Raw genomic sequence first — 20,944 nt, forward strand, 5'->3', positions numbered from 1 at the left:
GTTTAACGGTTCAACACTAACGATGAATAAACTTTACGATTACATTGAAGCGCTGAAGCGCCACACGAATTTGAATACGAACGCGAAGATTGCTGACTACCTGGACGTGAGCAGGCAGTACATCACCACGTTGAAGTATGGGAAGGTTTTTTTAAGCCGAGAAAAGTGCTTAGTTATCGCTAAAGCCCTGGGGATTGACGCTACAGAAATCGTGATGACGATAAACGCAGAAAAAAGCCAGTCCCTGGACGAAAAGGAGCACTGGCTTAGTCTTGCAGAAAAAGACCGTACTCCTATTAACCCCCCGCCCGAATTTAAGCCTGATGGCTCGCCGAGAAGAAGGTCAGCGCCAAAAAAGAAGTAATCAAATTTGGCGGAGAGGATTTTACAATTTTTACAATTCGCTATCAATAAAAACCTGAAAACCGCACCTTCTTATCAGAAAAGGTGCGGTTGTGATTGCAAATTAATCTGACCAGTCGTTAATAATTTTCCTCATCAACAACTCTAAGCCTAACAATAACGCTAATAAACAAAATATCAGGAACGGATATGATTGATACCATGACAGATATGAGGATGGATCAATAAAATCCGGCAGGTTTGTATACCGAATAACAGGCCACCACGAAAGAAAATGGAGGCTTAATATTACCGGATATGCGTACCAGTATAAGGGTGATGAATATGAAGACCAGGTATCGGTTGCAGAGCGGTAATGAAAGTAAACAAGAGCGCCGGTTATCAGCAAAAGTGCGACGTTCTTAGCAATGAACGTTGACGCTGTAGAAAAGTCCAGGCTCGTTGACGAAACAAGAGCGCCAGACAGAAAAATAACAGCAATCATAACCCCTGCGGCTATACCCAAAAAACTACGCTCGCTCATAACATCCTCCTTAGAAAAGTTTTTCGTGCTTACCGGTCTTGGTATTGAATTTAAACAGCAAACGAACCTCTCCGTCTACCAGTTCGCCAATCTCAGTAATTACGCGTCCCCACTGTGGATCACGATGCGTCTGAATGATTACATCAATCGAGTCACGTAACAGCACACCGGTTAACTCATAGCTGACCTTACCGGCAGATGCCAAAAGATACTGAAGGCGTGAAAGCGCGTGTTTAACGCTTTTACCGTGGAAGGTAAACGCACATCCACGAACGCCGGAATATGTTATCTGAAGTGTTGCATCAACAGCGGCTGCTGTACGCAACTCACCAACCCAAACGCGGTCGGGTTGCTGACGCATAGTTGCCTGAATGAGTATTGGCAGCGTGATAGAACTACCTTTGCGCTGGGGCGCTTCAAGTGCCCCCCCAAACGGAAAGTTTTTGTTAATATGCAGCTCCTGCGTATCTTCAGCAGTAACCAGCCTGGTTCTTTTATCGACGTAACCTGACAGAAAGCGCAGAAGTGAAGTTTTACCACTCCCCATGTTCCCTGAGATGCCGAAGGTCTTTTGTTCCACGATCATGTCAATCATGTAGTCGAGCATTTCTTGCGTGAACATACCTGAATCTAAATACTGCTGGGCGGTCAGTATTTTTACCGGGGCTTTACGTAAAGAAATCGCCGAGCCTTGAGGGGATACTGCTTCGTGTACTGCGTTTATACGACTCCCGTCAGGCAGACGGGCATCGAGTATAGGAGAATCAATATCAAAGCGGTTTTGATCAAGCGTCATTGCAAGCTGATTGATGAACGACAGCAGTGTTTTTTCGCTCTCAAATTTATTCTCCACCTGTATAAGCTGGCCTTTCTTCATGACGCTGATACGGTCAAATCGGTCAACAAAAACATCTGTAACGGCATCGTCAGAGTACAGGTCTTTGATTGGGTACATCTCATCCTGTACCAACTTCCACGCCGAAAGCTTTGGATGATTATCAGGGATGATCCCAAATGCTAATTGCATCAGATTTACTCCTATAGAACGTATGATTCGAACTGGTGAAAATAGATGAGTCCGTGGTTATGGACGTTGCTAGGATCGAACGATCCCGCTCGCGTAATGTGACGAACGTTTCCAGTTGCTGATATAAATTTAGGCCAGGGATTTTTTTGATAAAGCTCGTCGTAATGGTCGCGTACAGAAGGCGATGAAAAAAGATAGATGACATGCGCAAATTTTTGCTTCTGCCAATCCTGCACATGACCACCGAAGTTATAATAAATCCGGTTAACATCCTTCTGCGTCAGCTCGACCTCAATAGCGATTCTTATCCCGGACTCGTTAACGATAATCAGATCCGGGCGTCTTACAAATGTCTGTGTAGCTAACTCAGCCTCACTATAAAATTCCTGTACGCCTTTCTGACTAATCAAAAATGACTGAATGGTATAACCGTGAATCAGCGTATGTAAGGGAAATTTTTTGAAGTTCTTAATTGCCAGAGCAGGCTCATAAATTTTCGCTTGCCTAACTCCGTCAGGAGTTAACGTAACTACTCTTTTTCTTGTACCGGAAACATAAGCTTCCTTCGTGATCTCATCTTCAGAAAGCCGCTTAAAAAAAGCGGCTTGCCCTTCAACCGCAACACCCAACATATGTGATAAAAGCTCACGCGTTGAGAATCCAAATTTAGCAAGCCAGAGGACAACCTTTCTTCTTTTCTCTGCGTTGATTTCATGACCGTTCAAACCATCCTCCAACATCGTTCTGGTTGCTGCTTATGGAGCAGCATAAGAATTCGCTTAACGTAGCTTGCAGAAAATAACGTAAGCACGATGGATTTACGTAAAAAATCACGTAACCACGTAAGCAGCACAACACCAACATAATGCACCAACAACAAGCCCCCATGAGGGGCGGGTAAAGCCTTTAAAGAGATTGAATAGATTGTTCCCGCGCCCACGCGGGGACAAAGTAAATTTTCGCGCCCACGCGACAATTTACGGTCTATCCCGGAACATCCCGTTCAGGGATGTGCAGGGGCGCGGAGCGTTCAATCCGCGCTATCCGCGCGGCGTCAGGGCTTCGAGCCAAAGGCGAAGACGCCTGACCACCCCCCTTAGGCTGGCGCAAGGTTCCCCGCTAGGGGGAACCGCCGCGCCCCGCAAGCGGAGTGAGCACAAACGGCGAAAAGCGCGCTTGAGGCCGCAAGGCCGATTCGCGCCTTTTCGACCGTGCAGGGCGACACGACGCTAAGGGCAAGTTTACACCCGAAGCTTTCGGAACGAAAGCGAGCGTGTGAACGCAGCAGCCTTAGGGGGGTGGTCAGGCGTCGCAGACGTCTGACGCCGCGCGGGGGAATTCTATGCAGGTTCGGCGTCCAGCCGGGCCGGAATAGAAGGGGGTGGAGCGGCGAGCGGAATCCCTAAGGTGTTGATTTACGTCCAGTAAATCAGCACCGCAAAGTGTTTTGAAGTCGCTTTGTAATCGCCCCGCCGATTACATTGCGACGTTCAAAACATGCCCTTGACTTGGTATTTTTACTCCTATTTTTACCCCTTTGCTTTGCAATGGGTAAAAATAGGGGTAAAAATATAAGGTGTCGTACTAATTTTATACAGCATAGCTGATTAAAATTTGCACTAAGTTTACGCGGAGTAAACTTCTTCCTCTATCTTCTGAAGTTTACGCAGAGTAAACTTATGCCGTTGAAAGGAGTTTACGCAGAGTAAACTCTTGCAATCTTACAAGAAACAAAATTAGGTGGATTATGGATTTTGACGCGATTGGTTTTTTGAGGTGGGTCTATGATCATGCTTACCCTAGCATGACATTTTTATTCATATTTGTTCTAGCTATTTTAATACAATTTACCTTCAGTGGTCACATAACTAAGCGCGATAGCTTGAGCGCTTTAGATCACATCATAGCTTTTCTAAAAACAAAAATACTCATTGCTTACATAGCCTCTTTTGCTTTGTTCAACGTCTTTGTGCTGATGCTTGCTTTCCAGCAATTCGGCAAGGAACAAGGCGTAAAATATCTGCAAATGATTTATAGCAATGTAAAGCTACAAAGTTTCAATTTCAGTTCTGTACTTTCCATCATAACTATTTTTATTCTTCCATACTTTTTCCAGGTGGTTTACAGACGCTTGATCGCGACTAAAATTTCAGCGTGGAAACGTAAATTCAGAGTTAGTCAGACGGCTGATAATGTCAGTGATATTCGAGTCGAGAATGACCGCTTTCAGTCTAAACAATTTGACCCGCGAGATTATTATAAAGATGGTCATATGTTTATGGGTTTAGGAACTAATGATGAGCCTATTTACATTACGGACGACGAGTTTAAATCTAAAAATATAAAGGTTATTGGAGCTACTCAAACCGGTAAAGGTGTATGGCAGCAGGTAGCTATTGATCAATGTATTTGGAAAGGTTGGGGAGTATGGTTTTTTGACCAGAAGCCGGATGATTTCATTTATTCGGTAATGGTTCAATCATGTAAAGACTGGGGCAGGAAATTACCTTCAGTTGTGGATCTTACTGGCGAATCGGGTTTAGGCGACTACTCACCATTTGAAGGAGGTTCAACACGAGAAAGGCTAGAGCGTTTCTATAAAGCATTTGGTCTGAACAAAGGCGGCACTGATGCCGACCACTATAAAAACATGAATAAAGAGGTAATGTCTTTCATCGCTGATTATTGGGATGGCACGTTACCGCATTTAGAAAAACTGCTATCAGGTAAAGACAGTTCCATACCTGAAAACAAAAAAGATTGGGTCTTTGAAGCATCTTCAAACATAAGAACAGAGCTAGCTATATGGCGCTTACTTCCCAACCTTTTCCCTAAAAAGGGGGAAAGCTTCAGTGTGGATAAGGCTATCGATAATGCCGATGTTGTGTATGTAAGAGCCAGGCAGGATGATGATCTTATTCGCCAGATTACAACATCTCTTTTAGTTGAATGGAAAGATTATGTTGTTAAGACATGCCCGGCAATTCATCAATTCTGTATGCTTGATGAAGCACGCTTCATAATGTCTGATAACGTAGCGAATGCCTTAGCTACTGTGCTTTCAAAAAATGCAAACATGGGGCTTGCATATCAACAACGTGACGACTTACAAAAGAACCCTGACAAGACTGTTAATGGCGAAGCATTACAGGCATCCGCTGAGACTAACACCCTTCTGACACTCATCTATAAATGTTCTTTCGATACGGCTGAATGGATCGCGCAGGAATCAGGAACGAAACCGATAACTGTCACAAAACTTGAAGACGTTGAAACCGATGGTTTCGGGTCTGAAAGATGGGGCGGTAAACGGATGATAGGACAGGTAGAAGAACACTTCATCACTACAAACTCTATCCGCGCACTTAAAAAAAGAGTCGGCGTGTTTGATAACAACGAGGGTCTTATGCAGTTCCTTTTCACTTGCTGGATTCCGCTACGTGAAAAAACTGATTTACCTGTTAAACAAATAAATCACTCTGCTTATATACCTGAAGCACCTGAAAAATCGCAAACAAAAAACAATAGAAAGGAAGGTAAAAAGCAGAAAATAAATACCCCTTCAGATTCTGTAGTCGTGGAAAATTCCTTCAATCCTGAAGATGATCCTGACCTTATGCGCATGTTGGAAGAATCAGTGAGCCAGCAACAAGATGAGAACATTCCGGTAGATTATTATGATAATATCCCGCTGGAAGAAACACCTAAATCAGAACCAAAACCGGCTAAGAAGCCGCCAGTTGATGTTAACAGCCTAATTTCCACTATCGGTAAGAAAGAGGACTAACAATGAGTGAATCTATGACTGTCAAGCTAAGCCAGCTCAAGTCTAAAAGTAATCAGGATCGTAAAGACTGGAATAGCCCTTCAGCAAGGGAACATATTGAGCAGCTAAAGCGTTCTATCGGGCTTGAACTGCCTAACGGTAAGATTTACGGCATCCGTGAGCCTATCGTGGTTAAGCGCGGCCAGGACGATGATAGCTTTGTTATTCTTCGTGGTGAATCACGCTGGAGAGCAGGTAGAGAAGTTGAAGAAGAAAAGAGCATTGAGCTTGAATGCGAGATTAAAATTGTCTCTTATGATGACAAGGTATTAGAACATCTTGATCACGTTTCTGAGAACACTCTCAAGCGCCCTTTAAATATTTTTGAGAGAGCCGCTTCGATTAAAAAAGATAAGGATAACGGCCTTTCTACTGAGCAAATTATTGCTATTCATGGGCTGTCTAATAAAACCGTTGTCAGTAAATATATGAGTGTTTTCCGCTTATCAAAAGCACAACAGAAAATTATTCAGGACTCTTTCATTAATGATTTAAATCTTATTAATAAACTTGCGAAAGTATCTGATGATGATATTAAAGAATTGCGTCAGCGCTGTGAAAGCGGAGAGCAGGCAAAAAAAGTAATTAGTGAAATACTGAACCGTAATATAGAGCGTGCTCCTAAAGAGCCAGCTTACCGTCTTTCTCTTTCTAAATCTCAATATAGCGTCATTCTGGAATTGTTAAATATCAACCCTGAAGACATTGATAACCCTGATGAGGACATTGAGACTATTCTTAAAAACAAGCTTGAAGAACTTTCTAGTCCCGAAATAAGAGAAGTAGCAGACAGTGAGTAATATTTTCAGGCTCGCGCGCAAAGAGGACTATTCTTATATCCCTGAGCTGGGACTATGGGAATTAAACTTTGATAAGCGCCCCGTTCGGGGCGTTCGCTGCGATGATCCTGAGGTTGGGGCTTATGATTATAACGAGTCCCGGATGAAGTTTAAAAAGGCGCTGATAGAGAAACAGATGCCGGATTATAAATTTGATTTCGATTCTGTTTTAAAGTGGGCTGCTGCTGACGGCTCCCCCGCACAGTGTCGGATCATACTTAACCTTTTTCATGCTGCAAATTTGGATGAATACAAACGCATCGCAATCTGTTTTATTCAGGATGATAAAAAAAACTACCCTTACCATCTTGATTTTGCGATTTTTTTTACAGGGTTCAACACCAGGTTAACAACCAACATCGACTTAATAGACCAGGTAGAGAAAAAAGCCTATGAGCAAGAACGTTAAAATTCCAGTCACGTTTCATGACATTACAACTGTCCTGATGTGGGATGATAGCTATAACAAGGATGATGTAAGAAGCCGTATTCCCTGCGGAAAGACGGTTTCTTACTGGCTGGCTCGCGCATTTACACTGGCTAACCTGAAGAAATACGCAGACAGGGGGCAATACGCGCTGTGCTTCTTCTATCAGAAAAAGCTTCCGGTAACTGAAGAAAGCCTTAAAGAGTTGCAGGAATTTTATCAGAAAGAGATCCGCAAACTCAAAAAAGAGGTATCTCAAAACACCCTGAGCGCGGCAATTGATATTAAGTCGATAATTGAGCCGGTAGAGCTTAAAATCGAGATTATGCCCTGCCCGCCTGTTTTGATGTTCGTACGCCTCAACATGCTTTGTGATGAAGCACACAGTGAGCTGAGAAAGCTTTATCAGTTCGGCACAATTACTAAGAGTGATTATTTCCGCAAACGCAGAGAACTATTTAAGCCGTTGAATAAGTTCCGCGCTGACTTCGCTACCACTGTGACTGAGGCCGGTAAACTCCTGCGTTCGCTGACAACTAAAGAAGCGACAAACGACGCCTCCAGTTAATCACTCCTTTTCTCTTACCTTCCTGTTTTGTCCTTGCCTGCACATAAAAAAAAAGGGATTGAGCATAAGCTCAATCCCCTGTGATCACTTAACCATATCGGCTAAATGTTTCCTGTATTGCAGAACTACAGTCTCGATATCGAGATGTAGTAACGCTGATTTACTGACCATAAAGAAAGTAAGATCAACAGTTCTAGTCTGCGGATAAAGGCAAGCATGAATGATAACGCGATCAGTCAACCAGGCACGTTTGTACACAGTTGAATCGCTAAAATCATCAAGGTTCAGTTTTTGCAGAATAAATCTACGTTCGCTTAAATAAGCTTCAAGATTTTGATAAGTATCGGAACCGGAAAACTGAAGTTCAACTACTTCAGAATCTATCTCTTTCGCAACATTCTGAACATTCAGAGCGGTTTGATATTCATAGAAAGCTTTTTCGATTTGATCGATCATGATTGATTACCTCGGAGGCAATCTTCATGTGCCATAAGGCAACATGAAGAAGCCTTTGGCAGATAGGGTTAATTAAGTGCGTTGCAACCGGCTATAGCGCACGTTGACCGGTACACTGATAGTAACAAAACGTCGTATATACAACAAGACGAATAGCTCTATATTAATTCAGCAATTATTTTGAGTAGGATTTAAACTGGTAATGCTATTTATGTTAAGCAGACTATCCTTAGAACGTCGCACTAAACATAAGCAACTGAATTATATAGATAATAAATAGAATTATCTTTTAAAATGCCGGAGCATAAATGAAGAAATTCATCGTAGGCGGTACAATTTTTTATATGTTAGCTGACGGCGAAAGGATGCAATCTGGGGATATGGATTACGATTGCAGTTACCATTACATCATCTGGCCTTCTAATGACTTCTGGCGAGTCAAATATCGTTGTTCGAAGGAATGGGAAAGTATTACAGATAAGGTATTCGATACAGAAAACGCCGCTTTTAATTGCGCCTATGATCATTTCTTAAACGCTACTAAGGCACTGTATGGACGATAATAAAAAAGTCGCCCTAAGGCGACTTGAAAGGTGCTTATTTTTATAAATCCCTGGTGCCTGTTGGCATAACTATAATTGCACTATATAGGCACTATGTGCAACATGTTAGTGACTATCTGCAACCACTTTATTCTATCTCCTGTCACCTTACACTACCTCCATTTTCCATTAAGGTAGTTTTGACATGGCAGAACCCTATTTAAAGAACCGTCGCCGCTTTACATCCTCTCTTGAGAACCGCCTTGTGCCGCTTTTTGATGAACTGGCAAAGAGTTCTCGCATCCCTAAGAGCCGGTTACTCGATGAGGCAATAGAGGACTTACTCCTAAAGCATGGTGTATCGATCACGCCGCATACTGAATCAAATGGTGATTGACAGTTACTTGTTAATTAGAAGCCGCCGCCAGGCGGTTTTTTTACGCCTCTGTCCAGGCATTCATCCCCATTCTGCCGCATTTGCCATGCCAACAAAAAAGCCGCCCCGGTGGGACGGCCTAAAACGTGAAGCTGTTTTATGTTCCCGAAGGAACTTTATCTCCGATTAAAGAAACTTTTCGATCAGGGACAGTATGACTGCCACCAGATTAATCACTGCCGTAATAAGCTCGATCATAACCCGCATCCTCATGCTGATGCGTGGCGTTTACCTACCTCCCGCCGTATATGCGCCCAGAAGGTTTCGGAACTCCGCTTTCGCTAAGAATGAAGTTAACCACACATATATTGCCCCCGGCCCAGGGATGCGACCCCCTTCGTCTGGGACTCCTTCCTTACAGCTCGTTCCCTCTGCTACCAATAAATCAGTTTTAACTAAGGAGATTAAAATGACTGATTGCCGCAATGTTGCGCGGCTTTTTTACTGAAGCAATATATGGATTCAACTTAGCGATGCGGAAGTATAAATCGTAAGCACGACTTATCAAAGTGGGATTTGATAAGGTAGGTCATATGACGTACACTGAAAGAGCTAAGAATGAAGTTAACCACACCGTTATGCCAGCCTGCGAAACTGACGTAACGGTAAGAAACCCCGCCCTAGAGCGGGGTTTCTGCCATCTGACCGCCGCCAGGCGGTTTTTTTACGCCCTTCTCCGGGCATTCGGTAAAACCCTCATAACACCGAATCGCCCCGCTGCGGCGCACAATACTATATGTAGTGTCTCTCTCAGCTGGGAACCATACCAGATATAGTGGTCAGGCGGTCAGCGCCGGGGCAGGCCGCGCCGCTTAACCGGCTGCGCCATTCGGTAAAACTCCGGGAGCGGAGGGTTTCCCCGAATCAGAATCTGCGCCAGCGGAGTTTTTCTTCGCGCACAGCCCGCCCGGTTACGTCAAAATAGACGTAACAGGCCAGTGGTGCGGAGATTTAAAAAATTGAGTAGCTTCCCCCCCGAAATCCTTCAGATTTCACGTAGCGGCGTCACGACGCCCGGAACCCCGTCGGCACGGTTTGGTATGGATTACCCTCTTGCCGCCGCCATGCGCGACCTTGCCGCCGAGACAACCGGCTATCCGAAATATCTGCTTGCGCCTGAAGTCGGCGTGTTGCTCGATGCCGTGGGCGACCTGCGCCAGCGGATGCTGTTTGATTTCCTCTGGAACAGCGGCGCACGGATTAATGAGGCATTAGCCGTCACCCCGGCTGATATTGTCCTCGATGCCAGAAGGCCGTATGTCGTGCTGTATACGCTTAAACAGCGACAGCAGCCCCGCACCGGACGCCCGCGCAAGGGAGAGCCGGTTAAACGCGCCGTGCCGCTGCTCGATGAGGCGTTTGTTGTGCGGCTGCGCGATCACCTGGCGACCTTCACCCGACACCGCACAAAGCCGGTATGGGAGATAACCGACGACACCGCCCGTCACTGGCTGCAAAACGCCCTGGCTGAGTGCGGGCTGCGCGGCGTGAAATTCACTATTCCCGCGATCAGCCCGAAAACCTTCCGGCACTCTTTTGCGATGCACCTGGCGATGAACGGGGCGCTGCCGGTTGCATTGCAGGCGTACATGGGGCATAAGGATTTCAAAAGCACCCAGCACTATCTGCGCGTGTTCGCGCTGGATGTCGGAATTGGCCTAAATCACACAATCCGCTTTTCGTACCCGCCAGAAAACCCGCTGCGCTTACCCTGATTTGCAATCACCAGAACGCCCTGCAGGGCGATCTGGCCGTGAAATTTGCAATCATCCGGGGCGCGAGCTGCGCGGCGCCGGTCGCAGATTTGATTGCAAAATTGCCCCCCTGCCCTGTCCTGGTGAGTCGTGCCATTCATTGTTATGATGAAGCTACCGGTCAACGTGCGCTATAGCCGGTTGCAACGCACCTTTTAATCCCTTCAAGCTACGGCGAACTGTATCGCCGCTGGCGATATGGTTCCCGTCAGGAGCCATTATGAAAACCCTACCCCCTGAAATTTCCGCAATCCGTAACAGCGATGAGTTTTACCTTTATACGGTTGAGTCCAGGCTGAAAAGCTGCGTTAACGGTAAGGCCGTTATGCTGGAAATGCTGATACACCGGTTGTTTGATAAGTACGTCACCGGTCTGCCTGAGTTTCACCGGCAGGGCTGGTCATTCATGGAACTGAGCAACGGTGGTTTCTACTTCTGTCCGGCAGATGAACGGGTTTTTACCATCAGGATCGGTAACTTCTCGGTGTCGATAGACAACCATCAGCTAGGCATGGCGCTGACGTTTGATGTGCTTACTGCTGTATTTGAGCGCACCCGCGACCAGGCTTTTCACGATGCGTTACTGGCGCTCGAAGCGTTTTTTGTGGAAGCAGACAGGAAAAACCAGGCTGACGGCATCAGGGCTTACCTGAAGTTTATCAAGCTGGTTTAACACAGGTTAACGCCTGATCAGCCGGACACTCTCTGAGTGTTCGGTTTTTTTTTGCGCTGCGCTAAAGACTCCTTATGGAAATCTTAGGGAAATCCCTAATAAATCCTTTGAACATCCAAAAGGTTTATGTAATATATCCCTATCCAATGCACACAAGGAAAACGGCTATGACAGTTATCGCAGCAGCACACAACAAAGGCGGCACCGGGAAAACCACCACGTCAGTTCACCTCATCGGCGAGCTGCGCCCAGATGACGTTATCGATATCGATGTTCATAAGGGGATCAGCATCCTTAACCGCCTGCGCCCGGATGAGGCGAAATGGCCTGTTTTGACCTTCAACAATAAGAAAGAGCTGATGAGCTACATCCGCGAACGCGACGAGGCCGGTAAGCTGGTTTACGTTGACTGCGGCGGCTTTGACTCCGAGCTTACCCGCTCCGTGGTGGCGGTCGCTGACCTGGTGATTGTTCCGGCGAACGACTCCCCGACCGAGCTGATCGGCCTGGCGTCTTTCGATCACGTTCTGGCAGATATCAGCAAGCAAATCGGCGTTGAGCTGGTCACTCATGTTCTGCTCTGCAAGACGCCGCCGAACAAAAAGAACTTCCCGAAGATGGAAAGCCAGATAGCCGAAAGCCGCCACATGAAACTGCTCTCTAACCGTTTGCCGTATCGCACCGGTCGCTATGGCTTCCAGGAAAGTCTGGAAACCGGGCAGGGGATCACTGAGCTTAAAAACGGCAGGGCATCACCGGCAGGGCGCGAGCTGCGGAAGGTTGTCGCTGAGATTCAGGCGCTGCTATCCAGCGAAGAATGATATACAATGGAATCCTTACGGGAATCCTTAAAACATCCTTAGGATTCCTAAAATAATTCCATTATGCACTATCTGAGGTTTCCATAATGACCAACAAGAAAAACAAAACAAGCCTGTATCAAGCCGTTGCGGATGAACAGATCGGTGATGCAATGCTGAAAGTGAATACGCCAGCGCCAGCCGATGCACCGGCTAAAAGAGAAGTACGCACGAAGACGCTCAAGGCGATTCCGGCGAGCTACTTCGACGCACACCAGGCACTGCGCGATTCAAACCGAACCGTTCTGGACTTCTCAAGCTACATCATGGAAGCGTTAAGAGAAAAGTTCGAAAGAGATGGGGCGCTGTAATGCCTTTAGGGAATCCGTGGGATTTCCTAAGAAAACACTAAAGACATCCTGAGGAAATACGATGAGTCAGTACAGACTGAATGGAGAGACACCGAACGGCACAGTAGAGGTATTGCTTGGATGGGATGAGCCGATGAGCTGGTTCTTTATGGTAATCGATCCTGATGCCGATGAGCCGCTTTACAGTAACCTGGATGAATACGCCCCGGAAAACCTGACACTGGATTACTTCCAGGGCGTTTTAGACCGTTTCAACATAACCAACATTTCGTTGTTACCCGGTCACGAAAGTCGCATGTATGAAAAACTTATGTCTGATCGTGAAAGCGGCAGAATGAGTTAAGAGTCCTTATATAAACCCTAAGGAAATCCATTAGGATTCCTTTGGAATCCCTGAGAACATCCTAAGGGTTTACCTAAGAATGCTAGGTTTTAAAGATGGAAATTTCTACCAAAGAGTTCGCAGACTGGCTAAACATCAAAGAAGGTGAGCTGATCCACAAATACAGGACAACGGGTGAAGTGTATGGCGTTGCGTTGCCGCCTGCGCTGTATCACCAGACAGGCCAAACCCGCAGGTTTCGGTACGCTGACGTGCTGAAATTCATGAAAGAACTGAAATCGGTTAAGGGTAACGAATAAGGCTTTTAGTGGGGTTAGTCTGAGCCACAAAAGCGCAACTGCTTGATATAGTTACGCCCGAATACAGAAAGCCGCCCGACCGGGAAGGCTAGTTATTCAGGAGTAACGATGAGACTGCAAGATGTAGCCAAAGTCTCTGTAAACGCGCCAGACGCTGATTTCTGGATTGTGCGCAGAGGAACCGTGAAAGCGGTAGGGGAACCCACATACACGTTTAATCCTGAGCATATCGGGATCAAGGTAGTCAGGACGGATTTACTGCTTCCACGCTACCTGTTTTACTGCCTGATGCACATACATGCACAGGGCATGTGGGAACCAGTTGCTACCGGCACACTGACTTTAGTGAACATACGCGTTTCTGATATCAAGCATATCGCGCTTCAGCCGCGTTAAACCTATCGCGTTAGGACGCTATCAAGCATAAGGGCAGGTTACTGCCCTTATTTCTCCACAGAGAGGATTGTATGAGCATTTCAATAGATCTCCCTGGTATCGATGAACAACGTATGTTGCTGCTTCAGCGTGGTGCTGAAGCGGGCTGTGATCAGTTACGGGCAAACCTGAACGCCCCGCGCTATCCGGCTGCGTCTGGCATCGATGCCGCTGCCTATGGTGACAAACACCTGCGCACCCTCGATGAGGGCTGGGAACCGCCCGCTGCGGCGCTCGTTTCTGCGTGGTTCACCCATTTTCAGAGCTGCTTCCCGGAATATGCTTCAGAAAACAAACTGGCGGCGCTGCTTGGCCTGTCCGGGGCTAATGGCGGTCGTCGCATACGCGCATACACATCCGGCGATGAGAAGATCCCCTATGGCCCGTGGCGACGCTTTCTGGTGCTTACCGGTCGCGCCAGTCAGGAAATTATCCCGGTGCTGGGAATTTTTGACATGGAAAAGCCATTTTAAGGAGGGCAGGGAATGAAGATAAAAAGCTGGATAGTCGCCGGTTGCTTCTTAATGGCTGGCTGCGATCAAGTACAGAACGCGGCAGATAACACATTAACGGCTGCTTTTAATGATGCGGGTATGAAACAGCCAGGTATCGTTTTATCGCCTGGCCTAAATATCGACGATCACGGCAAGAAAGCGGTGCTGTACGGCGATAAGATGTGTCCCAAATCGCTAATGAGTAGCGCGGTAGAGTCGGGTTGTATCTTCATTGAGCCGGATGATAAAGCGGTTACGGTGAGACTCAGTAATGCCGGAGAACCGCTGAAAAAAGAGGTCTGGACGGTAGAACGCGAAGGCCAGTATCCGAAAGAAGTCATTCGCCTGAAGCGGCCTGACGGTTCCTATGTAATGCCCTGGGGCAATAAGGCCGTAATCGCTAAGAGCCCTGGCTGAATTTCAGCATCGTGCCTGAACCCTATGGATAAGTGGACAATCGCAAGCGACCGGCTCTTAAAGGGTATGGACAACCTTGATGGACAGGCTAGGACAGCAAGCTGACCAAAGCCTGACCACAAGGATTGACCACACCCACGAGCCTTTGACCACTTACCCACAGGGACAAGAGAGTAATAATTTCCCTTATTCATTCTGATTCCTTTCTGACTCACCTCAATCTGACCTTCCGCAATCATCCTGTAGTTACATCATAATCTAGGCTGCTAAAAAAAACCGCCTGTCAGCGCGAGGAATCAGGCCGCGCACCCCCTTTTTTCATAGGCTCCGCCCTCCTGACAGAGTTCACATAAACAGACACTTTTCAGGCGTATCTGTGGGAGCAAAGCTCAACCGTGAATCTGTCAGAAGTGGCGAAACCTGACACAGCTTAAAGATCATCACCGTTTCCGGTGAATCGCTCCCTCGTGCGCTCCTGTGTTCCTATCGTGCAGTTTACCGGAATCTGACCGCCGTTCTCCCTTACGGGAAGCGTGGCGCTTTCTCATAGCTTACGCTGCTGATTCTCGGCTCTGTTTAGATAGTTCGCTCCAAGCTGGGCTGTATGCACGAACTCCCCGTTCAGCCCGACCGCCGCGCCCGTCCAGTAACAAACACATGATCCCAAACTGGACAAACACGAATAACGCCAGAGGCGGCAGCCGCTAACGGGGAAGCACAAAAAATAGTCAGATAGGGTTAGTTGACTTTCACGAGCGTGAACGTCTAAAATTGAGGCAGTGAACCTTCACAAGAGGTTGGTTACGCTGCATCAGTTCCTAGCTAACTGGTGCTTCCCCCGCCCCCTGGTTATCTCCTACTCGCCAAAGTCAGGATAACCGGGGGGTTCTTCTTTCTGCTGCTAATCATAACTAATCACTTTACTTTTATCTAGGATAGAAAGATCCAAAAAGGATCCCGATCTGGTTTTAGGGGTCTGACGCTCAGTGGAACGAAAACTCACGTTAAGCAACGTTTTCTGCCTCTGACGCCTCTTTTAATGGTCTCAGATGTCCTTTGGTCACCAGTTCTGCCAGCGTGAAGGAATAATGGCCGAGCATATTGATATGTCCGTGGCAAAGCGGGGAGAGGCGTGCGATATCTTCATCATTCAGTGTTTCACCCTGCGCCCGGAGATGATCCAGGGCTGCCTGCATATAAATAGTGTTCCATAACACGACGGCGTTAGTGACCAGCCCCAGTGTGCCCAGTTGATCTTCCTGACCGTCGGTATATCGTTTTCTTATCTCACCTTTTTGACCGTGACAGATGGCTCTGGCAACGGCATGGCGACTTTCTCCCCGATTAAGCTGGGTCAGAATGCGCCGGCGGTAATCTTCATCATCAATATAATTAAGCAGATACAGCGTTTTGTTGATGCGCCCCACTTCAATGATTGCCTGAGTCAGTCCGGAAGGACGTTCACTTTTCAGCAATGAACGGACCAGCACTGAAACCTGTACTTTGCCCAGCTTCAGGGAGCCAGCGGTCCGGATCATTTCGTCCCACTGAAGGACTATTTTTCGGGGATCTGATTGCCCTCTGGCAATATCATTCAGCACGCCATAGTCGGCATCATGGTCCATTCGCCAGAAAACCGAAGCACCGGCATCAGCCAGGCGTGGAGAAAACTGGTATCCCAGCAGCCAGAAAAGGCCAAAGACAAGTTCGCTGGCACCTGCTGTATCGGTCATAATTTCGGTTGGATTCAGCCCGGTCTCCTGTTCCAGAAGACCTTCCAGCACAAAGATAGAGTCCCTCAGCGTCCCCGGTATAACGATGCCATGAAAGCCGGAATACTGATCGGACACAAAGTTGTACCAGGTGATCCCTCTGTTATTACCAAAGTATTTGCGGTTCGGTCCGGCATTGATTGTTCTGACTGGCGTAACAAAGCGCATTCCATCTGCAGATGCCACTTCTCCTCCACCCCATATCTGTGCCAGTGGCAGCGTTGCCTGAAAATCAACCAGTCTGGCATTAGCGCTGGTGATAGTTTCAGCCCGCAGATAGTTCGCTTTTGTCCAGTTCAGCCGGTGTCGGGTCAGTGCAGGAACATTTGATCTGATCAGTGGTTCCAGACCGATATTGCAGGCTTCAGCCATCAGCACGGCGCTGATGCTGACGGGCAGATCATCAACTCTGGCACTGGCTTCACTAGCATGGAAAAACTCATCAGCAAATCCGGTATGGGCGTTAATTTCGAGCAGCAACTCCGTTAAATCCACCGGAGGGAGTAGATCACTGATCATTTTGCTCAGTCGTTTCAGACTGTCCGGCTCATCAAGACTGGCGAGGGGAGAAATTGTCAACCGGGGCTTCGGGCCAGAAACATCGAGTTCGACAGCCTCATTTTCGCAAAGACGTGCAGCAACCTGTCTGTAACGACTATCAAGCTGATGACCCAGAGATTTTATTGCTTCCTGCGGGTCTGTCGGGTGCCCCAAAGAACGATAAACCTTAATCCGGTTTGCCTGCCAGTCAGCACCCTGTAGTAATCTTGCACGAGGATCTCCCCACCGGTTACTGCCGGTAACGTAGACATCCCTCCGCCTCAGACTATCCTGCAGTTTACTGAGAAAGCAGAGCGTGTATCCCCTGCGGGTGATATGTTTTTCCTTGTTAATCACCAGCCGTTTCCATGACCGACTGATAATTTCCGTTGGTGCGTCGTCAAAAAACTGCCGCCGTGAGCTGAACTCCCGGCTGAGGTAGTCACAGGCATTCAGAGTGGTAACCCCGGCAGGTGCGGATGAAAATTTAACGGTATTCAGCAGATGGGGCAGGAAACGACGAACGCGCCCGTACTGCTCCACCATTTCTTCATGAAAATTATCGTCTGAGGGCCGGGCAATTTCACGGACAAGCGTGATGATTTCAGCCAGCTTTTGCCTTGGGATGTAGCTGAACACCTCAGCACGAATCGATTCGTCCGGTGTTTCTTCTTTCAGCAGGTACGAACATGCGCTGGCGAGCGCCAATGCAGATTTATCCAGATCCTTCAGCGAGCGGAGCCGTTTTTTCTGCCCAATCTTTCTGGCGTCACGGATGATAACGGCCAGCATGGCGTCCAGAACGTCCAATGCATCATCCAGCGCCAGCGTTTCCCATGCAAGGACAAAGGCAACCAGAACCGCCATCCTTTTCTGCGGTGACATCCTGGCAATATTGAACACCGAAGTCATACCAGCATAACGTGCGAGATTTTTCAGGCGCACAGCCGGGAGTGTACTCAGGTTTTCAGCATGCAGGCCAAAATCGTTCAGAGTTTTCCAGCGTTCAATTGCTTCATTAAACGCCGGACCACTGATGGTCACAGGGCCCTTTTTCAGTGATTCCAGTAAAGACAGGCGGCTGCAATCAGTTGGCCCCAGCAGCATCTCCAGCTGTGAACGCTGTTCGGCTGACGGTATCAGTGCCAGTTTGTTCCACAGGCGCAACGTCGCCTTTTCCCTTACCTCTGAAATCAACCGGGTCAGCGTAGTGGCTCCGGGGAGAATAATACGATGTTGCATAAGCCACCCTGTCGCCAGATCGAAAAGCAGGCCAGGACGTTCGTTGCTTATCCAGCTCCGGGTATATAAAAGACGGGTAAGGCGAAATGTCCAGGGCCAGGCAAATTCACGATACTGATAGTGCTGACGTATCAGCGCTGCATGCTCACGGCGGGTATTTTCCCTCTGACCGTATTCTGCAAGAACGGTGATATCACGAATCCCGAGCTGTCTGGCGGTAAAATGCCGGACGCCGGAAGGAATATGATTCATATCGGTGAGGAAGGTGCCCAGAAAACGGACACATCCAATTTGCAGGGCAATGCCCAGACGGTTGTGATCACCTCTGCTTTTTCCGATAAATTCCTTGTCTGCTTCATCAAGGTGAAAATATCGTGCCAGCTGAAGCTCATCCGGTTCACCGGTGAATCTGCCATAGCTTTCAGTCTGCTCAGTGGTCAGAAAGTCAACGGGCATATCGGCCTCCCTGCCTGACGGGCATTTAGTAACATTTTTCCAACCGTACGAAATGTTATAAATTATCGGACATCGTAAAACTGTTACATTAATATGTCTATTAAATCGTAAATTTGTAATAATAGACATGAGTTGTCCGATATTCGATTTAAGGTACATTTTTATGCGACTTTTTGGTTACGCTCGGGTCTCAACCAGTCAGCAGTCTCTTGATCTTCAGGTCAGAGCACTCAAAGACGCAGGTGTGAAAGCAAACCGTATATTTACCGATAAGGCATCCGGCAGTTCAACAGACCGGGAAGGGCTGGATTTGCTGAGGATGAAGGTGGAGGAAGGTGATGTCATTCTGGTTAAGAAGCTCGACCGTCTTGGCCGCGACACTGCCGATATGATCCAACTGATAAAGGAATTTGACGCTCAGGGCGTGGCAGTCCGGTTCATTGATGACGGGATCAGTACCGACGGTGATATGGGGCAAATGGTGGTCACCATCCTGTCGGCTGTGGCACAGGCTGAACGCCGGAGGATCCTAGAACGCACGAATGAGGGCCGACAGGAAGCAAAGCTGAAAGGAATCAAATTTGGCCGCAGGCGTACCGTGGACAGGAACGTCGTGCTGACGCTTCATCAGAAGGGCACTGGTGCAACGGAAATTGCTCATCAGCTCAGTATTGCCCGCTCCACGGTTTATAAAATTCTTGAAGACGAAAGGGCCTCGTGATACGCCTATTTTTATAGGTTAATGTCATGATAATAATGGTTTCTTAGACGTCAGGTGGCACTTTTCGGGGAAATGTGCGCGGAACCCCTATTTGTTTATTTTTCTAAATACATTCAAATATGTATCCGCTCATGAGACAATAACCCTGGTAAATGCTTCAATAATATTGAAAAAGGAAGAGTATGAGTATTCAACATTTTCGTGTCGCCCTTATTCCCTTTTTTGCGGCATTTTGCCTTCCTGTTTTTGCTCACCCAGAAACGCTGGTGAAAGTAAAAGATGCTGAAGATCAGTTGGGTGCACGAGTGGGTTACATCGAACTGGATCTCAACAGCGGTAAGATCCTTGAGAGTTTTCGCCCCGAAGAACGTTTTCCAATGATGAGCACTTTTAAAGTTCTGCTATGTGGTGCGGTATTATCCCGTGTTGACGCCGGGCAAGAGCAACTCGGTCGCCGCATACACTATTCTCAGAATGACTTGGTTGAGTACTCACCAGTCACAGAAAAGCATCTTACGGATGGCATGACAGTAAGAGAATTATGCAGTGCTGCCATAACCATGAGTGATAACACTGCTGCCAACTTACTTCTGACAACGATCGGAGGACCGAAGGAGCTAACCGCTTTTTTGCACAACATGGGGGATCATGTAACTCGCCTTGATCGTTGGGAACCGGAGCTGAATGAAGCCATACCAAACGACGAGCGTGACACCACGATGCCTGCAGCAATGGCAACAACGTTGCGCAAACTATTAACTGGCGAACTACTTACTCTAGCTTCCCGGCAACAATTAATAGACTGGATGGAGGCGGATAAAGTTGCAGGACCACTTCTGCGCTCGGCCCTTCCGGCTGGCTGGTTTATTGCTGATAAATCTGGAGCCGGTGAGCGTGGGTCTCGCGGTATCATTGCAGCACTGGGGCCAGATGGTAAGCCCTCCCGTATCGTAGTTATCTACACGACGGGGAGTCAGGCAACTATGGATGAACGAAATAGACAGATCGCTGAGATAGGTGCCTCACTGATTAAGCATTGGTAACTGTCAGACCAAGTTTACTCATACTGAAATAATTGGGGGGTGATTACCACCGTAAATTTTTCCCAGACGGTAAAAAGAATTACAGACTTTTATCAACTAAAAAAGTGGCCTGAATATCAGCACTACCGTCAATACCATTTCAGTAAATCAGGATAGGGAAAAATTGGCAAACCCAGTTCTTCACTTGCTCTGCGGGTTCTGTCACCCTGACGTCATACGGTAATCCCCCCCAATTCATTAATCGACAAGGTCATCCTGATGAAACAAATTACCATGAGCGATATGCAGCAACAGAGCGCAGCGGCTGTGCAATCGCCTCGGCTCCGCGCGCACCGTAATTTCCATCCAGAATTAAGCGATTCGGTCCAACGTCTGGCTATTGCCATGGAACCTGGGACCTACGTGCGCCCGCACCGACACCCTCACACCTTCGAGCTACTGTTGCCATTAAGGGGTCGTTTCGTGGTGCTGAATTTTGACGATCGGGGTACCGTCACCCATCGGGCGATATTGGGGGAAACCTGTACGGTGCTGGAGATGGCCGCAGGAACCTGGCATGCCGTGCTGTCGCTGGATA

24 protein-coding genes are annotated in these 20,944 nt (G+C 47.5%); 19 read left to right on the forward strand and 5 right to left on the reverse strand.

Annotated features, from left to right (window positions below; genetic code table 11):
• Positions 1–22: 22 nt before the first annotated feature.
• Complete coding sequence (locus LZP96_RS22380) at positions 23–364, forward strand: transcriptional regulator (protein WP_053389853.1); 342 nt, start codon at positions 23–25, stop codon at positions 362–364.
• A 102-nt stretch (positions 365–466) separates the two neighbouring features.
• Here the strand turns inward: LZP96_RS22380 and LZP96_RS22385 are convergent, their stop codons facing one another.
• The 3 genes from LZP96_RS22385 to LZP96_RS22395 are packed head-to-tail and all read right to left on the reverse strand — an operon-like array spanning position 467 to position 2,653.
• Positions 467–886, reverse strand: coding sequence for a hypothetical protein (locus LZP96_RS22385; protein ID WP_140388663.1), 420 nt, complete (start codon positions 884–886; stop codon positions 467–469).
• 10 nt (positions 887–896) lie between these two features.
• Positions 897–1,913 (reverse strand): ATPase, T2SS/T4P/T4SS family, encoded by a 1,017-nt coding sequence (locus tag LZP96_RS22390; RefSeq protein WP_053389854.1) that lies wholly within the window; start codon positions 1,911–1,913, stop codon positions 897–899.
• Positions 1,914–1,924: 11 nt separating this feature from the next.
• A complete protein-coding gene (locus tag LZP96_RS22395; RefSeq protein ID WP_223307986.1) occupies positions 1,925–2,653 on the reverse strand; it encodes a hypothetical protein in 729 nt (242 codons plus the stop codon).
• A gap of 1,007 nt (positions 2,654–3,660) precedes the next feature.
• Here LZP96_RS22395 and LZP96_RS22400 point away from each other — a divergent pair.
• From LZP96_RS22400 to LZP96_RS22415, 4 genes are read left to right on the forward strand one after another with little or no spacing between them, the layout of a single operon-like run.
• Positions 3,661–5,700: a type IV secretory system conjugative DNA transfer family protein gene (locus tag LZP96_RS22400; RefSeq protein ID WP_258926361.1), complete on the forward strand. Its 2,040-nt coding sequence runs from the start codon at positions 3,661–3,663 to the stop codon at positions 5,698–5,700.
• A 2-nt stretch (positions 5,701–5,702) separates the two neighbouring features.
• Positions 5,703–6,539 (forward strand): ParB/RepB/Spo0J family partition protein, encoded by an 837-nt coding sequence (locus LZP96_RS22405; RefSeq protein WP_053389856.1) that lies wholly within the window; start codon positions 5,703–5,705, stop codon positions 6,537–6,539.
• The gene (locus LZP96_RS22410; RefSeq protein WP_053389857.1) at positions 6,532–6,987 is read left to right on the forward strand and encodes a hypothetical protein; all 456 of its coding nucleotides are present in this window, start codon (positions 6,532–6,534) and stop codon (positions 6,985–6,987) included. The genes LZP96_RS22405 and LZP96_RS22410 overlap by 8 nt, the downstream gene beginning before the upstream one ends.
• Complete coding sequence (locus LZP96_RS22415; RefSeq protein WP_223307985.1) at positions 6,971–7,573, forward strand: hypothetical protein; 603 nt, start codon at positions 6,971–6,973, stop codon at positions 7,571–7,573. Before LZP96_RS22410 ends, LZP96_RS22415 begins: the two co-directional genes overlap by 17 nt.
• Before the next feature lie 84 nt (positions 7,574–7,657).
• On the opposite strand, the gene LZP96_RS22420 is transcribed toward LZP96_RS22415, so the two are convergent.
• Positions 7,658–8,029, reverse strand: a complete 372-nt coding sequence (locus tag LZP96_RS22420) for a hypothetical protein (RefSeq protein WP_053389858.1) — start codon at positions 8,027–8,029, stop codon at positions 7,658–7,660.
• A gap of 308 nt (positions 8,030–8,337) precedes the next feature.
• Here LZP96_RS22420 and LZP96_RS22425 point away from each other — a divergent pair, with 308 nt between their 5' ends.
• The 11 genes from LZP96_RS22425 (at position 8,338) to LZP96_RS22475 (ending at position 14,593) form a co-directional block, all read left to right on the forward strand.
• Positions 8,338–8,592, forward strand: coding sequence for a hypothetical protein (locus tag LZP96_RS22425; protein ID WP_053389859.1), 255 nt, complete (start codon positions 8,338–8,340; stop codon positions 8,590–8,592).
• 184 nt (positions 8,593–8,776) lie between these two features.
• Positions 8,777–8,968 carry a ribbon-helix-helix domain-containing protein gene (locus LZP96_RS22430; RefSeq protein ID WP_072161072.1) on the forward strand — a complete coding sequence of 64 codons (192 nt, stop codon included), beginning with the start codon at positions 8,777–8,779 and terminating at the stop codon, positions 8,966–8,968.
• A 998-nt stretch (positions 8,969–9,966) separates the two neighbouring features.
• Positions 9,967–10,722 (forward strand): tyrosine-type recombinase/integrase, encoded by a 756-nt coding sequence (locus LZP96_RS22435; protein ID WP_053389860.1) that lies wholly within the window; start codon positions 9,967–9,969, stop codon positions 10,720–10,722.
• A 259-nt stretch (positions 10,723–10,981) separates the two neighbouring features.
• A complete protein-coding gene (locus tag LZP96_RS22440) occupies positions 10,982–11,434 on the forward strand; it encodes an antirestriction protein (RefSeq protein WP_053389861.1) in 453 nt (150 codons plus the stop codon).
• 167 nt (positions 11,435–11,601) lie between these two features.
• Positions 11,602–12,255, forward strand: a complete 654-nt coding sequence (locus LZP96_RS22445; RefSeq protein ID WP_053389862.1) for a ParA family protein — start codon at positions 11,602–11,604, stop codon at positions 12,253–12,255.
• A gap of 86 nt (positions 12,256–12,341) precedes the next feature.
• Positions 12,342–12,605, forward strand: coding sequence for a hypothetical protein (locus LZP96_RS22450; RefSeq protein ID WP_053389863.1), 264 nt, complete (start codon positions 12,342–12,344; stop codon positions 12,603–12,605).
• Between the two features lie 61 nt (positions 12,606–12,666).
• The gene (locus LZP96_RS22455) at positions 12,667–12,948 is read left to right on the forward strand and encodes a hypothetical protein (protein WP_223307984.1); all 282 of its coding nucleotides are present in this window, start codon (positions 12,667–12,669) and stop codon (positions 12,946–12,948) included.
• Between the two features lie 95 nt (positions 12,949–13,043).
• Positions 13,044–13,247: a hypothetical protein gene (locus LZP96_RS22460; RefSeq protein ID WP_075849260.1), complete on the forward strand. Its 204-nt coding sequence runs from the start codon at positions 13,044–13,046 to the stop codon at positions 13,245–13,247.
• A gap of 108 nt (positions 13,248–13,355) precedes the next feature.
• Positions 13,356–13,643 (forward strand): hypothetical protein, encoded by a 288-nt coding sequence (locus LZP96_RS22465; RefSeq protein ID WP_053389866.1) that lies wholly within the window; start codon positions 13,356–13,358, stop codon positions 13,641–13,643.
• Positions 13,644–13,714: 71 nt separating this feature from the next.
• Positions 13,715–14,155, forward strand: a complete 441-nt coding sequence (locus tag LZP96_RS22470) for a hypothetical protein (protein ID WP_053389867.1) — start codon at positions 13,715–13,717, stop codon at positions 14,153–14,155.
• 12 nt (positions 14,156–14,167) lie between these two features.
• A complete protein-coding gene (locus LZP96_RS22475; RefSeq protein ID WP_053389868.1) occupies positions 14,168–14,593 on the forward strand; it encodes a hypothetical protein in 426 nt (141 codons plus the stop codon).
• A gap of 1,004 nt (positions 14,594–15,597) precedes the next feature.
• On the opposite strand, the gene LZP96_RS22480 is transcribed toward LZP96_RS22475, so the two are convergent.
• A complete protein-coding gene (locus tag LZP96_RS22480; RefSeq protein WP_001143760.1) occupies positions 15,598–18,603 on the reverse strand; it encodes a Tn3-like element Tn3 family transposase in 3,006 nt (1,001 codons plus the stop codon).
• Between the two features lie 163 nt (positions 18,604–18,766).
• On the opposite strand from LZP96_RS22480, the gene LZP96_RS22485 reads away from it, so the two are divergent.
• The 3 genes from LZP96_RS22485 to LZP96_RS22495 form a co-directional block, all read left to right on the forward strand.
• A complete protein-coding gene (locus LZP96_RS22485) occupies positions 18,767–19,324 on the forward strand; it encodes a recombinase family protein (RefSeq protein ID WP_001235713.1) in 558 nt (185 codons plus the stop codon).
• A 182-nt stretch (positions 19,325–19,506) separates the two neighbouring features.
• Positions 19,507–20,367: a broad-spectrum class A beta-lactamase TEM-1 gene (locus tag LZP96_RS22490; protein WP_000027057.1), complete on the forward strand. Its 861-nt coding sequence runs from the start codon at positions 19,507–19,509 to the stop codon at positions 20,365–20,367.
• Positions 20,368–20,625: 258 nt separating this feature from the next.
• Positions 20,626–20,944: WbuC family cupin fold metalloprotein (locus LZP96_RS22495; RefSeq protein ID WP_258926362.1), on the forward strand; the 319-nt coding region annotated here is incomplete at its 3' end.

This window comes from Huaxiibacter chinensis (assembly GCF_022171985.1).
GTDB classification, from domain to species: Bacteria; Pseudomonadota; Gammaproteobacteria; order Enterobacterales; family Enterobacteriaceae; genus Enterobacter; species Enterobacter chinensis_A.

Coding starts and splice junctions, on each gene's coding strand:
- LZP96_RS22445 (WP_053389862.1), top strand. CDS start 11,602: ATGACAGTTATCGCAGCAGCACACAACAAAGGCGGCACCGGGAAAACC.
- LZP96_RS22480 (WP_001143760.1), bottom strand. CDS start 18,603: ATGCCCGTTGACTTTCTGACCACTGAGCAGACTGAAAGCTATGGCAGA.
- LZP96_RS22470 (WP_053389867.1), top strand. CDS start 13,715: ATGAGCATTTCAATAGATCTCCCTGGTATCGATGAACAACGTATGTTG.
- LZP96_RS22485 (WP_001235713.1), top strand. CDS start 18,767: ATGCGACTTTTTGGTTACGCTCGGGTCTCAACCAGTCAGCAGTCTCTT.
- LZP96_RS22475 (WP_053389868.1), top strand. CDS start 14,168: ATGAAGATAAAAAGCTGGATAGTCGCCGGTTGCTTCTTAATGGCTGGC.
- LZP96_RS22490 (WP_000027057.1), top strand. CDS start 19,507: ATGAGTATTCAACATTTTCGTGTCGCCCTTATTCCCTTTTTTGCGGCA.
- LZP96_RS22390 (WP_053389854.1), bottom strand. CDS start 1,913: ATGCAATTAGCATTTGGGATCATCCCTGATAATCATCCAAAGCTTTCG.
- LZP96_RS22385 (WP_140388663.1), bottom strand. CDS start 886: ATGAGCGAGCGTAGTTTTTTGGGTATAGCCGCAGGGGTTATGATTGCT.
- LZP96_RS22420 (WP_053389858.1), bottom strand. CDS start 8,029: ATGATCGATCAAATCGAAAAAGCTTTCTATGAATATCAAACCGCTCTG.
- LZP96_RS22395 (WP_223307986.1), bottom strand. CDS start 2,653: ATGTTGGAGGATGGTTTGAACGGTCATGAAATCAACGCAGAGAAAAGA.
- LZP96_RS22415 (WP_223307985.1), top strand. CDS start 6,971: ATGAGCAAGAACGTTAAAATTCCAGTCACGTTTCATGACATTACAACT.
- LZP96_RS22400 (WP_258926361.1), top strand. CDS start 3,661: ATGGATTTTGACGCGATTGGTTTTTTGAGGTGGGTCTATGATCATGCT.
- LZP96_RS22380 (WP_053389853.1), top strand. CDS start 23: ATGAATAAACTTTACGATTACATTGAAGCGCTGAAGCGCCACACGAAT.
- LZP96_RS22455 (WP_223307984.1), top strand. CDS start 12,667: ATGAGTCAGTACAGACTGAATGGAGAGACACCGAACGGCACAGTAGAG.
- LZP96_RS22405 (WP_053389856.1), top strand. CDS start 5,703: ATGAGTGAATCTATGACTGTCAAGCTAAGCCAGCTCAAGTCTAAAAGT.
- LZP96_RS22440 (WP_053389861.1), top strand. CDS start 10,982: ATGAAAACCCTACCCCCTGAAATTTCCGCAATCCGTAACAGCGATGAG.
- LZP96_RS22460 (WP_075849260.1), top strand. CDS start 13,044: ATGGAAATTTCTACCAAAGAGTTCGCAGACTGGCTAAACATCAAAGAA.
- LZP96_RS22450 (WP_053389863.1), top strand. CDS start 12,342: ATGACCAACAAGAAAAACAAAACAAGCCTGTATCAAGCCGTTGCGGAT.
- LZP96_RS22430 (WP_072161072.1), top strand. CDS start 8,777: ATGGCAGAACCCTATTTAAAGAACCGTCGCCGCTTTACATCCTCTCTT.
- LZP96_RS22425 (WP_053389859.1), top strand. CDS start 8,338: ATGAAGAAATTCATCGTAGGCGGTACAATTTTTTATATGTTAGCTGAC.
- LZP96_RS22465 (WP_053389866.1), top strand. CDS start 13,356: ATGAGACTGCAAGATGTAGCCAAAGTCTCTGTAAACGCGCCAGACGCT.